The 15,609-nt window shown below is 71.0% G+C and carries 12 protein-coding genes; 8 read left to right on the plus strand and 4 right to left on the minus strand.

What is annotated here, in order from left to right:
* The first annotated feature begins 123 nt into the window (after window positions 1–123).
* The 7 genes from BGO22_RS19695 to BGO22_RS19725 all read left to right on the plus strand — a co-directional run bounded on the left by BGO22_RS19695 (window position 124) and on the right by BGO22_RS19725 (window position 9,268).
* The gene (locus tag BGO22_RS19695) at window positions 124–486 is read left to right on the plus strand and encodes a cupin domain-containing protein (protein ID WP_070398841.1); all 363 of its coding nucleotides are present in this window, start codon (window positions 124–126) and stop codon (window positions 484–486) included.
* On the plus strand, window positions 483–2,015 hold the full coding sequence (gene narH, locus BGO22_RS19700) for a nitrate reductase subunit beta (RefSeq protein WP_070398840.1): 1,533 nt from the start codon (window positions 483–485) through the stop codon (window positions 2,013–2,015). The genes BGO22_RS19695 and narH overlap by 4 nt, the downstream gene beginning before the upstream one ends.
* 1 nt (window position 2,016) lies before the next feature.
* Entirely contained in the window at window positions 2,017–2,709 is a 693-nt protein-coding gene (gene narJ / locus BGO22_RS19705) for a nitrate reductase molybdenum cofactor assembly chaperone (protein ID WP_070398839.1), read from the plus strand.
* On the plus strand, window positions 2,706–3,413 hold the full coding sequence (gene narI, locus BGO22_RS19710; protein ID WP_070398838.1) for a respiratory nitrate reductase subunit gamma: 708 nt from the start codon (window positions 2,706–2,708) through the stop codon (window positions 3,411–3,413). The genes narJ and narI overlap by 4 nt, the downstream gene beginning before the upstream one ends.
* A gap of 3 nt (window positions 3,414–3,416) precedes the next feature.
* On the plus strand, window positions 3,417–4,268 hold the full coding sequence (locus BGO22_RS19715) for a peptidylprolyl isomerase (RefSeq protein ID WP_083293132.1): 852 nt from the start codon (window positions 3,417–3,419) through the stop codon (window positions 4,266–4,268).
* 133 nt (window positions 4,269–4,401) lie between these two features.
* Window positions 4,402–7,980: a ribonucleotide reductase barrel domain-containing protein gene (locus BGO22_RS19720; RefSeq protein WP_070399204.1), complete on the plus strand. Its 3,579-nt coding sequence runs from the start codon at window positions 4,402–4,404 to the stop codon at window positions 7,978–7,980.
* On the plus strand, window positions 7,973–9,268 hold the full coding sequence (locus BGO22_RS19725) for an NAD(P)/FAD-dependent oxidoreductase (protein WP_070398837.1): 1,296 nt from the start codon (window positions 7,973–7,975) through the stop codon (window positions 9,266–9,268). Before BGO22_RS19720 ends, BGO22_RS19725 begins: the two co-directional genes overlap by 8 nt.
* A 7-nt stretch (window positions 9,269–9,275) precedes the next feature.
* On the opposite strand, the gene BGO22_RS19730 is transcribed toward BGO22_RS19725, so the two are convergent.
* From BGO22_RS19730 to gcl, 4 genes are all read right to left on the minus strand, one after another.
* Entirely contained in the window at window positions 9,276–10,769 is a 1,494-nt protein-coding gene (locus BGO22_RS19730) for a nucleobase:cation symporter-2 family protein (protein ID WP_070398836.1), read from the minus strand.
* A gap of 210 nt (window positions 10,770–10,979) precedes the next feature.
* Window positions 10,980–11,903: a 2-hydroxy-3-oxopropionate reductase gene (locus tag BGO22_RS19735; RefSeq protein ID WP_070398835.1), complete on the minus strand. Its 924-nt coding sequence runs from the start codon at window positions 11,901–11,903 to the stop codon at window positions 10,980–10,982.
* A 10-nt stretch (window positions 11,904–11,913) separates the two neighbouring features.
* The gene (hyi, locus tag BGO22_RS19740) at window positions 11,914–12,708 is read right to left on the minus strand and encodes a hydroxypyruvate isomerase (protein ID WP_070398834.1); all 795 of its coding nucleotides are present in this window, start codon (window positions 12,706–12,708) and stop codon (window positions 11,914–11,916) included.
* Between the two features lie 35 nt (window positions 12,709–12,743).
* A complete protein-coding gene (gene gcl / locus BGO22_RS19745) occupies window positions 12,744–14,540 on the minus strand; it encodes a glyoxylate carboligase (protein WP_070398833.1) in 1,797 nt (598 codons plus the stop codon).
* Window positions 14,541–14,662: 122 nt separating this feature from the next.
* Between gcl and BGO22_RS19750 the strand changes: the two genes are divergently transcribed.
* Window positions 14,663–15,571 carry a LysR family transcriptional regulator gene (locus tag BGO22_RS19750; RefSeq protein ID WP_070398832.1) on the plus strand — a complete coding sequence of 303 codons (909 nt, stop codon included), beginning with the start codon at window positions 14,663–14,665 and terminating at the stop codon, window positions 15,569–15,571.
* The last annotated feature ends 38 nt before the right edge of the window (window positions 15,572–15,609 follow it).

A 15,609-nucleotide genomic window follows, 5' to 3' on the forward strand; every position in this document is an offset into this window, starting at 1 on the left:
GACGAGTTCGTGGTGGTGCGCAAGATGCGCCGGGTGGACTGGCTCGACACGCCGCGCGACGATCACCTGGCCCGCGCCTATCAGGCCCAGGGCGAGAACCCCTGAACGCGGCGGGAGCACCACATGGCTTTGCCCCACGCCGCCGCCGCCGAGGTGATCGCCGCCGGCCCTCTGGGCCCGGCGCTCGCCGCGTCCTCGTCGCGCACCCTGGTGCGCGACCGTGGCCTGCAGATCTTCCGGCTGGTGCTCACGGCCGGCCAGGTGCTCGCGCCGCATCGCGTGCGCGACCGCATGGTCATCCAGTGCCTGGAAGGCCGCCTCGAGTTCGATGCCATGGGTCGCCGGCTCGTGCTGGGCGCGGGCGACCTGTGCCACATACCTCCCGACGAAGAGCACGCCGTGCGCGCCATCGAGGCCTGCTCGGCCCTGGTGACGCTGTTCGGCGTCGACACCCACGAATCCCCCGCCCCAGGAGAACAAGCATGAAAGTGCGCGCACAGATCGGCATGGTGCTGAACCTGGACAAGTGCATCGGCTGCCACACCTGCTCCGTCACTTGCAAGAACGTCTGGACCACGCGGCCCGGCGTCGAGTACGCCTGGTTCAACAACGTGGAGACCAAGCCCGGCATCGGCTACCCCAAGGAATGGGAGAACCAGGACCGCTGGAAGGGCGGCTGGGTGCGCCGCGCCGACGGCGGCCTCGAGCCGCGCCAGGGCGGCCGGTGGTCGCTGCTGATGAAGATCTTCGCCAACCCGAACCTGCCGCAGATCGACGACTACTACGAGCCCTACACCTTCGACTACGACCACCTGCAGTCCGCGCCCGAGATGCGGCACGCGCCGACGGCGCGGCCGCGCTCGCTCATCACCGGCCAGCGCATGGAGAAGATCGAGTGGGGCCCCAACTGGGAAGAGATCCTCGGCGGCGAGTTCGCCAAGCGCAGCAAGGACCCCAACTTCGACGGCTTCCTCGACGCGCAGAAGGCCATGGTGGGCGAGTTCGAGAACACCTTCATGATGTACCTGCCGCGCCTGTGCGAGCACTGCCTGAATCCCGCCTGTGTCGCCTCTTGCCCCTCGGGCTCGATCTACAAGCGCGAGGAAGACGGCATCGTGCTGATCGACCAGGACAAGTGCCGCGGCTGGCGCATGTGCGTGAGCGGCTGCCCGTACAAGAAGATTTACTACAACTGGAAGAGCGGCAAGGCCGAGAAGTGCACCTTCTGCTATCCGCGCATCGAGGCCGGCCAGCCCACGGTGTGCAGCGAGACCTGCGTGGGCCGCATCCGCTACCTCGGCGTTCTGCTTTACGACGCCGACCGCATCGCCGAAGCGGCCAGCGCCGAGCAGGAGATCGATCTCTACCGCTCGCAGCTCGACATCTTTCTCGACCCGAACGACCCGGCCGTGATCGAGCAGGCGCGCGCCGACGGCATTCCCGAGGCCTGGCTGGAGGCGGCGCGCCACAGCCCGGTGTACCAGATGGCCGTGCGCTGGCAGGTGGCCCTGCCGCTGCACCCCGAGTACCGCACCCTGCCCATGGTCTGGTACGTGCCGCCGCTGTCGCCCATCACGGCCGCCGCCAACGCGGGCCAGCTGGGCATCAACGGGGAGATCCCCGACGTCTCGCAGCTGCGCATTCCCCTCAAGTACCTGGCCAACCTGCTCACGGCCGGCGACACGCAACCCGTGGCGCGCGCGCTCGAGCGGCTGCTGGCCCTGCGCGCCTACCAGCGCAGCAAGCACGTGGAGGGGGTGCTCAACCAGAGCGTGCTCGACCAGGTGAGTCTCACAGTGGCGCAGGTGGAGGCCATGTACCGCGTGATGGCCATCGCCAACTACGAGGACCGTTTCGTCATCCCCAGCACGCACCGCGAGTACGCGGAGAACGCCTTCAACGTCAAGGGCGGCTGCGGCTTCAGCTTCGGCAACGGCTGCAGCGAGGGCGTGACCGAGACCAGCCTGTTCGGCAGCGAGAAGCGCCGCACGATTCCCATCCAGGCGGAGATCTGACATGAAGAACCCTTTCGCGCCCGCACCCGCGGCCCCGCGCACCTTGCGCGTTCTGGCCCGCTTGCTGAGTTACCCCGACGAGGCCTTGCGCGCCCACGCCGCCGACATGGCCCAGGCGCTGGCCGGCGAGGGCGCGCTCGCCGTGGCGCGCCGCGGCGAGCTTGAGCTGCTGCTGGCGCGCCTGGCGCGCCGCCCCGCGCTGGCGGTGGAGGCCGAATTCGTGGAGCTGTTCGACCGTGGCCGCAGCACCTCGCTGCACCTGTTCGAACACGTGCACGGCGATTCGCGCGACCGCGGACCGGCCATGATCGATCTGATCCGCACCTACGAGCAGGCCGGCCTGCTGCTGCGCGAGGACGAGCTGCCCGACCACCTGAGCGTATTGCTCGAGTACGCGTCCACCCAGCCGCCGGCGCAGGCGCGCGAGCTGCTGGCCGAGACGGCCCATATCCTGCGCGCCCTCTTCAGCGCCTTGCTCAAGAAAGGCAGCCCCTACGCCAGCGTGCTGGCCGCCGTGCTCGAGCTCGCGGGCGAGCGCGCCGAGCCGGTGGCCGTGCCCGAGGACGAGCCGCTCGACCAGACCTGGGAAGAGCCGCCGGTCTTCGACGGCTGCTCCACCGCCGGCCAGGCCCGCCCCGGCGCGGCGCAAGCCGTTCGTTTCGTGCGGTCCGCCACCCAAGGAGTGCAGCCGTGAACACCTTGCACAACATCCTGTTCAGCGTCTATCCCTACATCTGCCTGTCGGTTTTTCTCATGGGCAGCCTGGCGCGCTTCGACCGCGACCAGTACACGTGGAAGAGCGATTCCTCGCAACTGCTGCGCGCCGGGCAGCTGCGCTGGGGCAGCAACCTCTTCCACGCCGGCATCCTGTTCCTGTTCTTTGGCCACGCCGTGGGCCTGCTCACGCCGCACTGGGTCTACGAACCCTTCATCTCGCCGGCGCACAAGCAGATGCTGGCGGTGGTGGCCGGCGGCGTGGCTGGCGCGGTCTGCTTCGTGGGACTCACGCTGCTGCTGCACCGGCGCATCTTCGATCCGCGCATCCGCCTCACCAGCCACCGCACCGACCTGTTCATCCTGGTCATCCTGTGGGTTCAGCTGGTGCTGGGCTTGATCACGCTGCCGTTCTCCCTCGGCCACAGCGACGGCAGCGTGATGCTGGTGCTGTCCGACTGGGCGCAGCGCATCGTCACCTTGCGCCCCGACGCGAGCGGCCTGCTGAACCTGGCCTGGCCCTACAAGGTGCACCTGGTGCTCGGCATGACCATCTTCCTGCTGTTCCCGTTCTCGCGCCTGGTGCACGTGTGGAGCGGCTTCGCCACCGTGGCCTACCTGCTGCGTCCCTACCAGGTGGTGCGCAGCCGGCGCCTCGGATTGCCTACCCGACAGGAGCGCTGAGCCATGACCGGACACGAACCCAGCGGCTGCGGCAGCGGACACTGCGGCTGCGCCGCGAACGCCGGCGCCCCGGCGGCGGCCAGCACCGAAACCCCCAGCGTCAACGGCGTCCGGCTGGTCGGCCCGGGCGAACGCCTGGCGCCCGACGAGTTGCGCGAGCGCGCCCACACCGAGCTGCTGCGCCAGGCCGCGGTGCGGCGGGGCCGTCTGCCCGCGCAGGATGTGCACACTGCGCCGCCACTCAACGCGGACCAGCGCGCCGCCATCGAAGCCATGCTCGACGATGAGGTGACGGTCCCTGTGCCCGACGCCGAGTCCTGCCGGCGCCACTACGAGGCGCACCGCCAACGCTACCTGGTGGGCCAGGCCCGCCACGTGCGCCACATCCTGTTCGCCGTCACGCCGGGGGTGGACGTGCACCGCCTGGCCCAGCGCGCCGAGGCCGCGCTGCTGGAACTCACGCGCAAGGACGCCGAGCCCGGCCGGTTCGAGGCCCTCGCGCGCGAGCTGTCCAACTGCCCGAGCGGTGCCCAGGGTGGCGACCTGGGCTGGATCGCCCCCGAGGATTGCGCGCCCGAGCTGGCCAACGAGCTCTTTCACCTGCGCGACAGCGCCTGGGGCATGGGCGTGCACCCGCGCCTGGTGCACTCGCGCCATGGCCTGCACATCGTCGAGGTGCTGGGTCGGCGCAATGGCACGCTGCCGCCCTTCGAGGCCATCGCCGATCGCATCGCCGACGAGTTGGCGCTGCAGGCGCGCGCCGTGGCCTGGCGCCAGTACATGCAGATCCTGGTGGGCGAGGCGACGCTGCGTGGCATCGCGCTCGACGGCGCGGGCTCGCCGCTGGTGCAATGAGCGCCCGGGCCGGCGCGGCGGCGGGGCCCGGGTGGCTGCCGATCGGGCCGACGTGCGCCGCGCCGTGGAAGCGGGTACCCTGCGGCTTCACGCAGCCATGGGGCGTGTGCCCACGCCCGAGGACACCCACACCATGAACAGAGAACCCGCCGCGCGCGAGCTGTTGCCCCAGCTGGACCCCCAGCCCATCAGCGAAGAGGTGCTGCGCGAAAAATACCTCAAGGATGGCGAAAGCACGCGCGAGCAGCTGTTCGCCCGCGTGGCGCGCGCCCTGGCCAGCGTGGAAGCGCCCGAGCTGCGCGCCGGGTTCGAGGCGCGCTTCCTGGCGCACCTGCGCCAAGGCGGCATCGGCGCCGGGCGCATCATGAGCGCGGCCGGCACCGAGCTGCAGGCCACGCTCATCAACTGCTTCGTGCAGCCGGTGGGCGACTCCATCCAGGGCCGCGACGAGGCCGGCTACCCGGGCATCTACGAGGCGCTGCGCGAATCCGCCGAGACCATGCGCCGCGGTGGCGGCGTGGGCTACGACTTCTCGCGCATCCGCCCGCGCGGCGCGCGCGTGAAGGTCACGGCCTCGGTCGCCTCCGGGCCGTGCAGCTACATCAACGTCTTCGACCAGTCCTGCGCCACGGTGGAAAGCGCGGGCGCGCGGCGCGGCGCGCAGATGGGGGTGCTGCGCATCGACCACCCCGACGTGCGCGAATTCATCACCGCCAAGCGCACGCCCGGGCGCTGGAACAACTTCAACGTCTCGGTGGCCGTGCCCGACGCCTTCATGGACGCGGTGCTGGCCGACGCGCCCTGGGACCTGGTGCACCGCGCGCAGCCCGGCCCCGACCAGCTCGCCCGCGGCGCACGCCAGCGCGACGACGGCCTGTGGGTCTATGAGACCGTGCGCGCCCGCGAGCTGTGGGACGTGATCATGCGCTCCGCCTACGACTTCGCCGAGCCCGGCATCCTGTTCATCGATGCCATCGGGCGCGACAACAACCTGCGCGCGATCGAGAACATCGAGGCGACCAACCCGTGCGTGACGGCCGATACCTGGGTCATGACCGAAGACGGGCCGCGCACCGTGGGCGAGCTCGTGGGCAGGGACTTTCATGCCCTGGTCGATGGCCGCAGCTACGCGGTGAGCGGTGCGGGTTTCTTCGCCACCGGGCGCAAGCCCGTGTGGCGCCTGCGCACGCGCGAGGGCCATGCGCTGCGCCTGACCGCTGACCACCGCGTGCGCCGTGTGGCGCGCCGCACGCGCTACGGCATGGCGCTGGACTGGACCGAGGCGGCCCAGCTCCAGACCGGCGACGAGATCGTGCTCCACAACCACCGCGCCTGGCGGGGTTGGGCCGGTGCCGGCACGCGCGAAGAAGGCTACCTGCTGGGCCTGTTGATCGGCGACGGCACGCTCAAGGCCGACAAGGCCACCCTGTCGGTCTGGGCGCCCGAGCTGCGCGTCGTCGGGCAGGACACCCTGTCCTTCGCGGCCACAGGTGCCGCTGGCATCGTTCAGGCGGCCGAGGCCGCCGCGGCCACGCTCGCCCACCGGGCCGATTTCGGCGGATTCCAGCGGCCCATCGCTGGCCGGGGCGAAGCGCGCCTGTCCAGCGTTCCCCTGCGCGACCTGGCCTTTTCGCTGGGCATGGCCCCGGGCCAGAAATCCATCACGGCGGCCATGGAGCGGCGCTCCTCCGATTTCAGCGAAGGTCTGCTCGGCGGCCTGTTCGACGCGGACGGCAGCGTGCTCGGCTCACAGGACAAGGGGGTGAGCGTGCGCCTGTCACAAAGCAGCGAGACGCTGCTGCAGGCGGTTCAGCGCATGCTGCTGCGCCTGGGCATGGCCTCCACGGTGTACCGCGAGCGGCGGCCTGCCGGCCTGCGCCGCCTGCCGGACGGCCGCGGCGGCGCGGCCGAGTACGCCACGGCGGCACAACATGAGCTGGTGATCAGCGGCGACAACCTGCTGGTGTTTGCCGAGCGCATCGGCTTTCGGGACACCGACAAGGCGGCCCGTCTGGAGCAGGCGCTGGGCGCCTATCGGCGCACGCCCAACCGCGAACGCTTCGTGGCCACGGTCGAATCGCTCCAGGCGGATGGCGAGGAGGTGGTATACGACGCGACGGTGGACGACGTGCACGCCTTCGACGCCAACGGGCTGGTGGTGCACAACTGCGGTGAGCAGCCCCTGCCGCCCTACGGCTGCTGCGACCTTGGCCCCGTCATCCTCACGGGCTTCGTGCGCCACCCCTTCGGCGTGGGTGGCGACCCGGTCTTCGACTTCGATGCCTTCGAGCGCACCGTGGCCCTGCAGGTGCGCGCGCTGGACAACGTGCTCGACCTCACCTATTGGCCACTGCCTGAGCAACGCGCCGAGGCGCAGGCCAAGCGGCGCATCGGCGTGGGCTTCACCGGCCTGGGCGACGCGCTCATCCTGCTCAAGCTGCGCTACGACAGCGAGCCCGGCGTGGCCATGGCCGCGCGCATCGCCGAGCGCATGCGCGACGCGGCCTACCGCGCCTCGGTGGAGCTGGCCAAGGAGAAGGGAGCCTTTCCCAAGCTGGACGTGAACAGCTACCTGGCCAGCGGCACCTTCGCCAGCCGCCTGCCGGCCGATATCCAGCAGGGCATCCGCGCGCACGGCATCCGCAACAGCCACCTGCTGTCCATTGCACCCACCGGCACGGTGAGCCTGGCCTTTGCCGACAACGCCTCCAACGGCATCGAGCCCGCCTTCTCCTGGACCTACACGCGCAAGAAGCGCGAGGCCGACGGCGGCACGCGCGAGCACGAGGTCAGCGACCACGCCTGGCGCCTGTGGCGCGCGCTCGGGGGCGAGACGCAGGCCTTGCCGCCGTACTTCGTGTCGGCGCTGGAGATGGGCGTGGATGGTCACCTGGGCATGATGGCCGCGGTCCAGCCCTTCATCGACACCTCGATCTCGAAGACCGTCAACGTCCCCGCGGACTACCCCTTCGATGACTTCAAGGACCTGTACCTCAAGGCCTGGAGCGGCGGCTTGAAGGGCCTGGCCACCTACCGGCCCAACGACATCCTGGGCGCCGTGCTGTCCGTGCCGGGCGCGGTCGAGGCCGAGGCGTCCGTGGCGCCGTCGCCCGGCGACCCCATGCGCAGCGTGATCGAGCAGCGCCCGCTGGGCGCGCTCGACGCCGTGGCCGAGAAGATCGAGTACTGGACGCAGGAGGGCCACCACACCACCTACATCGTGGTGTCCTTCCTGCCCGTGCCGGCGGCCGAGGGGCCGGGCACGCAGTCGCGCGCCATCGAGTTTTTCATGCCGGTGGGCCAGCGCGCCGAGTCGCAGCAGTGGATCACCGCCAGCATGCGGCTGCTGTCGCTGGCCGCGCGCGGCGGCTTCCTGGAGCGCGCGCTGCGCGACATGCGCAAGGTGGCCTGGGACCGCGGCCCCGTGCGCCTGGGCACGCGCACACGCGAGGACGGCGCGGTGATCCCCATGTGGCACGACTCCGAGGTGGCGGCGCTGGCCTTCGCGGTGCAGAACATCCTGGAGCGCCGCCGGGGCGTCGTGGGCGCGGCGTCCGTCGCCACGCCCGCCGCCGCGCCCTCGGCGGTGGCGCTGTCGGTGCCGGGCCAGATGGCCGGCCGCAAGTGCCCCGAGTGCGGCGCCCACGCCATGATCCGCAAGGACGGCTGCGACCACTGCACGGCCTGCGGCTACGTGGGCTCCTGTGGCTGAGCGCGACCCGCGCGCGCATGGCCTGTGGGCGGCCTCGGCACCGCCCGCGCCCGAGGCACCGCCCCTGCTGGGGCACCGCTCGGTGGACGTGGCCATCGTCGGCGCCGGCTACACCGGTTTGTCGGCCGCGCTGCACCTGGCCGAGGGCGGGGCTTCGGCGCTGGTGCTGGAGGCCATGGACATCGGCCACGGCGGATCGGGCCGCAACGTGGGCCTGGTGAATGCGGGCCTGTGGGTCATGCCCAAGGCGCTGCCCGAGCGCCTGGGCCCCGTGTACGGCCCGCGCCTGCTGCAGCGCCTGGGCGAAGGGCCTTCGGTGGTGTTCGATCTGATCGCGCGCCACGGCATCGCCTGCGAGGCGTTGCGCCAGGGCACGCTGCACTGCGCGGTGGGGGCTTCGGGCTGGCGCGAACTGGGCGAACGCGCGCGCCAGTGGGGGGCGCTCGGGGCACCGGTGGAGCTGCTGGACGCACCCGCCGCCGCGCGGCTCACCGGCACCCACGCCTACCGCGGCGCCTTGCTCGACCGGCGCGCCGGCACCCTGCAGCCCCTGGCCTACGCGCGCGGCCTGGCGCGCGCCGCGCTCGCGGCCGGCGCCTCGCTGCACACGCGCTCGCCGCTGGCCTCGCTGCGGGACGAGGGCGCGCGCTGGTGCTTGAGCACCGCGCAGGGCGCCACGGTGCACGCGCGCTGGGTGCTGGTGGCCAGCAACGCCTACAGCGCACCCGATGGTCCCTGGCCCGCGCTCGACGGCGAGCTGGTGCGCTTCCCGTACTTCAACCTAGCGACGCGTCCGCTGGGCGAGCGCGAACGCGCCGCCATCCTGCCGCAGCGCCAGGGCGCCTGGGACACGGCCATGGTGCTCTCCTCGTTCCGGCTGGACGCCGCGGGGCGGCTGGTCTTCGGCAGCGTGGGCGCCCTGCGCGGCGCGGGCCGCGCCATCCACACCGGCTGGGGCCGGCGCGCGCTCGCGCGCCTCTTCCCGGCCTTGCGCGGTGCCGAGGTGGAGCACGAGTGGTACGGCCAGATCGGCATGACGGGCGACGCGCTGCCGCGTCTGCACCGCCTCGCGCGCGACACCTGGTCCTTCAGCGGCTACAACGGCCGGGGCATCGCGCCGGGCACGGTGTTCGGCCGCGAATTCGCGCGCCTGGTGCTGGGGCAGCTGGGCGAGGCCGACATGGCCCTGCCCGTGACGCCGCCACGCGCCGCGCCGCTGCGCGCCGCGCGCGAGGCCTTCTACGAATTCGGCGCGCGCGCCGCGCACCTGGCGCGGGCGCGCTGGTGAATCGGGCTCAGTGCGCTTCCGCCGTTTTCGCGGCGTTGATGGCGGCGCGGACGTCGCCGTTCGTGCCGTTGAAGAACAGGTTGAGCACCACCGCGGCCACCGCCGTCAGCAGGATGCCCGACTCGAGCAGGGGGTGCAGGCCATGGGCCATCTGCTGCGACCAGCGCGGCGCCACCAGGGGGATCAGGCCGAAGCCGATGGACAGCGCGACGATGTAGAGGTTGTTGCGGTTGCCCTGGTAGTCCACCGTCGACAGGATGCGGATGCCCGAGGCCGCCACCATGCCGAACATCACCAGGCCCGCGCCGCCCAGCACGAAGGTCGGGATGGACTCGACGAAGGCCGCCATCTTGGGCAGCAGGCCCAGCACCACCATGATGGCGCCACCCGCCACGCAGACCCAGCGGCTGCGGATGCCGGTCACGCCCACCAGGCCGACGTTCTGGCTGAAGCTGGTGTAGGGGAAGGTGTTGAAGAGGCCGCCGATCAGTGTGCCCAGGCCGTCGGTGCGCAGGCCGGCCGCCAGGTCCTTCTGGTCGATCTTCTTGCCCGTCATGTCCGACAGGGCCAGGAACATGCCCGTCGATTCGATCATCACGACGATCATGACCAGGGCCATGGTCAGGATCATCACGGCGTCGAAGGTCGGCATGCCGAAGGCGAGGGGCGTGACCACCGCGAACCAGTCGGCCTTGGCCACCTTGTCGAAGTTCATCGCGCCCATGGACGCCGCGATCGCGCAGCCCGCGACGATGCCCAGCAGCACCGAGATGTTGGCGATGAATCCCCGGGTGTACTTCACCAGCAGGAGGATCACCAGCAGCACGGCCGCGGCGACGGCCATGTGGCTCAGCGAGCCATAGTTCGGGTTGTTCACCATCGGGATCGGCCCCGGCAGAACGAGGGCGGGCGCGCTCGCGCCGCTGGCCACCGCCGCGGCCTGGACCGCCTTGGCGCCGTCGACCATGGCCACGAGCTTGGGCACGTCCACGCTTTGCGCCAGGGGCGCCGGGCCGCCCATGGCCCAGCCCACGCCCACGCGCATCAGGCTGATGCCGATGATGGCGATGATGGTGCCGGTCACGACGGGCGGGAAGAAGCGCAGCAGCTTGCTCACCATCGGCGCGATGAGCATCGAGATGACACCGGCGCCGATGATGGCGCCGAAGATCGCGCGGGCGCCGTCCACGCCCGGCATGGCGTTGGCGAAGGCCACCATGGGCCCGACCGCGGCGAAGGTCACGCCCATCATCACGGGCAGCTTGATGCCGAACCAGCGCGTCACGCCCAGGCTCTGGATCAGCGTGACCAGGCCGCAGACGAAGAGGTCGGCGGAAATCAGCATGGCGACCTGCTCGGGCGAGAGCTTGAGCGCCCGGCCCACGATCAGCGGGACCGCCACCGCGCCGGCGTACATCACCAGCACGTGCTGCAGGCCGAGCGCGGCCGTCTGGCCGACGGGGAGTTTTTCGTCCACGGGGTGGACAGCGGGGGTGGACATGGGGTCGTCTCCTCAAGCCTCAGCGGTGGCGAGCGTCCTGGCGGAACGGATCCAAGGGGGAAGGCGGCCAGGGCTGACCGGTTCTTCCCCCCACCACAGCGGGCTCTGTGAGGAGCAAGGGTCGCGATCCCCGTCAAGGGAACCCGCGGCGACCGAATGGCAAAAAGTGTATACAGTTCTGTGTGCCATTCACCTTCGGATAAACCCGTGTCAGGCCGATGGGACGGGGTCGCCGGCCGTCCGACCGATCTCGACCCCCGACAGCCGTTCGAGTGCGCGGACCAGGCCGGAATGGTCCCAGGCCGCGCCGCCCTGCGCCACGCAGGCGCTGAAGAGCTGCTGGGCGGTGGCCGTGCCCGGCAGCGCCAGCCCGAGCGAGCGGGCGGCGCCCAGCGCCAGGTTCAGGTCCTTCTGGTGCAGGGCGATGCGAAAACCGGGCTCGACGTTGCGCTGGACCATGCGATCGCCCAGGACCTCCAGGACGCGCGAGGTGGCCAGGCCGCCCAGCAGCGCCTCCCTCACCTTTGCCGGGTCCGCGCCGGCGCGCGCCGCGAACAGCAGGCCCTCGGCCACGGCCTGGATGGTGAGCGCCACGACGATCTGGTTGGCCACCTTGCAGGTTTGCCCATCGCCGCTGCCGCCCACGCGCGTGATGTTCTGGCCCATGGCCTGGAGCACCGGCTTCAGGCGCTCGAAGACCTCGGGCTTGCCGCCGCACATGATGGACAGGGTGGCGCGGCGGGCGCCCACCTCGCCGCCGGACACGGGCGCGTCCAGGTAGTCGCAGCCCAGCGCCTCGATGCGCCGGGCGAAGGCCTGGGTGTCCACGGGCGAGATGGAGGACATGTCGACCACCACCTTGCCCGGCGTCAGGCCTTCGGCGAGGCCGTCCGGGCCGAACAGCACCGAGGCCACGTCCGGCGTGTCAGGCAGCATGGTGATGACGATGTCGGCCCGCTCGGCCACGCCGCGCGCGTGGGTGCATTGCGTGGCCCGGCTGTCCGCGATCTCGGCCGGCACCTTGCCGCGCGCGAACACATAGAGGGCGTGGCCGGCGCTCAGCAGGTGGCCGGCCATGGGGCGGCCCATGACGCCGAGGCCGATGAAGCCGATTTTCAAGGGGGGTGTGCTCATTCGTGGTCTTTCAGGTGGTGGGTGCGGATGCCGTCAGGCGGTCGAGCCAGCCCAGGCCCGCTTCGGTGCGGCCGGCGGGCTTGTATTCGCAGCCGATCCATCCGGCGTAGCCGAGGCGGTCGAGGAGGGCGAACAGGAAGGGGTAGTTGATTTCGCCGGTGCCCGGTTCGTGGCGGCCCGGGTTGTCGGCGAGCTGGATGTGGGCGATGCGCGGCAGCCGCTTCTCCAGCGTGGCCGCGAGCTCGCCTTCCATGCGCTGCATGTGGTAGATGTCGTACTGCAGAAAGGCGTTGTCGGCGCCCAGCTCGTCGAGCAGGTCCAGCGTCTGGTCGCTGCGGCTCAGGTAGAAGCCCGGTATGTCGTGGCTGTTGATCGGTTCGAGCAGCAGCTTGAGGCCCGCCCGGCGCAGCCGCTCGGCGGCGAAGCCCAGGTTCGTGAGCAGGTTGCCGCGCAACCTCGCCGGGTCCGCGCCCGCCGCGACCTGGCCCACCAGGCAGTTCAGCTGCCGCACGCCCAGGGCCTGGGCGTAGTCGATCGCCAGGTCCACGCCGGCGCGGAACTCGTCGCCGCGCCCGGGCAGGCAGGCGATGCCGCGTTCGCCGGCCGCCCAGTCGCCGGCGGGCAGGTTGTGCAGCACGAGCCGCAGCCCGTTGTCGTCCAGGCGGCGGCGGATCTCCTGCGGCGCGTGGTCGTAGGGAAAGAGGAACTCCACGGCCTCGAAGCCCGCGTCGCGCGCCAGCGCGAAGCGGTCGAGGAAGGGCACCTCGTCGAAGAGCATGGTCAGGTTGGCCGCGAACCGGGGCATGTCGGGTCTTTCCTTGGGGTGGTGGGGAGGGCGGCTCAGTCGGACCAGGTGGCGGCGATCGCCGTCGGCGAGTCGGCGCGGTCCTGCGCGAGCGCTTCGAACTCGCTCACGTTGTCGATCTCGGTGCCCATCGCGATGTTGGTCACGCGCTCGAGGATCACCTCGACCACGACGGGCACCTCGAACTCCGCCATCCAGGCCTCGGCCTGCGCGATGGCGGGCGCGATCTCGTCGGGCCGGTGCACGCGGATTGCCTTGCAGCCCAGGCCTTCCACCACCTTCACGTGGTCGACACCGTAGCCGCGGGCCACTTCGCCGGCGGGCATGTTGACGTTGTCGAAGGCCAGCTGCACGCAGTAGTCCATGCCGAAGCCGCGCTGCGCCTGGCGGATCAGGCCGAGGTAGCTGTTGTTGACGACGATGTGCAGGTAGGGCAGCTTGAACTGCGCGCCCACGGCCAGCTCTTCGATCATGAACTGGAAGTCGTAGTCGCCCGAGAGCGCGACGAGCTTGCGCTGGGGGTCGGCCGCGCGCACGCCGAGCGCGGCCGGCACGGTCCAGCCCAGCGGTCCGGCCTGGCCGCAGTTGATCCAGCGGCGCGGCCCGTAGACGTGCAGGAACTGCGCGGCGGCGATCTGCGACAGGCCGATGGTGGAGACGTAGGTCACGTCCTGGCCAAACGCCCGGTTCATGCACTGGTAGACGCGTTGCGGCTTCAGGGGCACGTCGTCGAAGTGGGTCTTGCGCAGGTACTGGGGATCGGCCTTGCGGCTGTGGCATTGCGCCGCCCAGGCGCCGCGCTCGCGCAGCCGGCCGCCGGCGCGCCGCTCCTCGGCCACCTGGATGAGCAGTTCCAGCGCGGCGCGGGCGTCGGAGACGATGCCGTAGTCGGGCGCGAACACGCGCCCGATCTGCGTGGGCTCGATGTCGATGTGGATGAACTGGCGGCCCTTGCAATACACCTCGGGGCTGCCGGTGTGGCGGTTGGCCCAGCGGTTGCCGATGCCGATCACGAAGTCGCTGGCCAGCAGGTTGGCGTTGCCGTAGCGGTGGCTGGTCTGCAGGCCGCACATGCCGGCCATCAGCGGGTGGTCGTCGGGTATCGCGCCCCAGGCCATCAGCGTGGGGATCACCGGAATGCCCGAGAGTTCGGCGAAGCGCACCAGCAGGTCCGAGGCTTCGGCGTTGATGACGCCGCCGCCGGCCACGATCAGCGGCCGCTGTGCAGCGTCCAGCATGTCGAGCGCCTTCTCGATCTGGCGGCGCGTGGCGGTGGGCTTGTACACGGGCAGGGGCTCGTAGGTGTCGATGTCGAACTCGATCTCCGCCATCTGCACGTCCAGGGGCAGGTCGATCAGCACCGGGCCGGGGCGGCCCGAGCGCATCAGGTGGAAGGCCTGCTGGAAGGCGCGCGGCACCTGGGCCGGCTCCATCACGGTGGTGGCCCATTTGGTGAGCGGCTTGGCGATGGCGGCGATGTCCACCGCCTGGAAGTCTTCCTTGTGCAGCCGGGCGCGCGGCGCCTGCCCGGTGATGCAGAGGATGGGGATGGAGTCGGCCTGGGCCGAGTACAGGCCGGTGAGCATGTCGGTGCCGGCCGGCCCCGAGGTGCCGATGCACACGCCGATGTTGCCGGCCCTGGCGCGGGTGTAGCCCTCGGCCATGTGCGAGGCGCCCTCGACGTGGCGGGCCAGCACGTGGGCGATGGTCTGTCGCTCGTGCAGCTGCGCGTACAGCGGGTTGATGGCGGCCCCCGGCACGCCGAAGGCCTGGGTCACGCCTTCCTTCTCCAGCACCAGCACCGCGGCCATCGCGGCCTTCATCTTCGCCATATCCGGCTCCTTGGTTGGGACGGACGCGATGGTGGTGCGGCGCGGGCCGGCTGGGAATTCCAGCCAGGGGATATGTCTTATTCCGGGTGGGAATGCGGCCCTTGGCGTGTATACATTTCGGTATGGACAAAGTTGCAGGCATGCAGATCTTCGTGCGCGTCGTCGAGACCGGCAGCTTCAGCAAGGCGGCGGCGGCGCTGGGCACCACCCAGCCCACCGCCACCAAGGCCGTGGCCGAGGCCGAGGGGCGCCTGGGTGTTCGGCTGCTGCACCGAAGCACGCGCGGCGTCACGCCGACCGAGGCGGGCAGCCTCTACTACGAGCGCTGCAAGCTGATCACGCGCGACGTGGAAGAGGCAGAGAACATTGCCGCGCTGCTGCAGAAGGCGGCGACGGGCACGCTGCGCATCAGCGCCTCGGTGGCCTTCGGGCGGCGCGTGATGGCGCCGCTGGTGCTGCGCTACATGCGCGAGCAGCCGATGCTGCAGATCGACCTCAGCTTCGATGACCGCTACGTCAACCTCGTGGAGCAGGGGGTGGACCTGGCGGTCCGCATGGGCCGCCTCGCGGATTCCACGCTCGGAGCGAGCTACCTGGGCACCAATCCCTGGATGCTGGGCGCCGCCCCGGCCTACCTGTCGCGGCGCGGCCGGCCGCGCTCGCCGGGCGAGCTTGCCGCGCACGACTGCCTCATCTACAGCAGCGTGCAGGGCGATGCGCGCTGGCTGTTCCACGGCGCCTCGGGAGAGGACGAGTCCGTGCCCGTCAAGGGGCCGCTGCGCTCGAACAACCTGAGCGCGGTACTGGCCGCGTGCGAGGCGGGCTTCGGGCTCGCGGTCCTGCCGTGGTACGTGGCGCGCGATTCGGTGGCGGCGGGCCGTGTGGTTCCGCTGCTGGAGGGCCACGCCCTGCCGTCGCAGGAGATGCACGCCGTGTTTCCTTCGCCCAAGCTCGTGCCGCAGAAGGTCAAGTCCTTCATCGCCTGGCTTCAGGCGCAGCTCCAGGACGGCTGGTGGCAACGCGCGCCCTGAGGCCCGCTTGACCCGTCGCCCGTCCGCCCCACCGCCCC

Origin of the sequence: Hydrogenophaga sp. 70-12 (assembly GCF_001897365.1) — a bacterium.
Taxonomy (GTDB): domain Bacteria; phylum Pseudomonadota; class Gammaproteobacteria; order Burkholderiales; family Burkholderiaceae_C; genus Hydrogenophaga; species Hydrogenophaga borbori.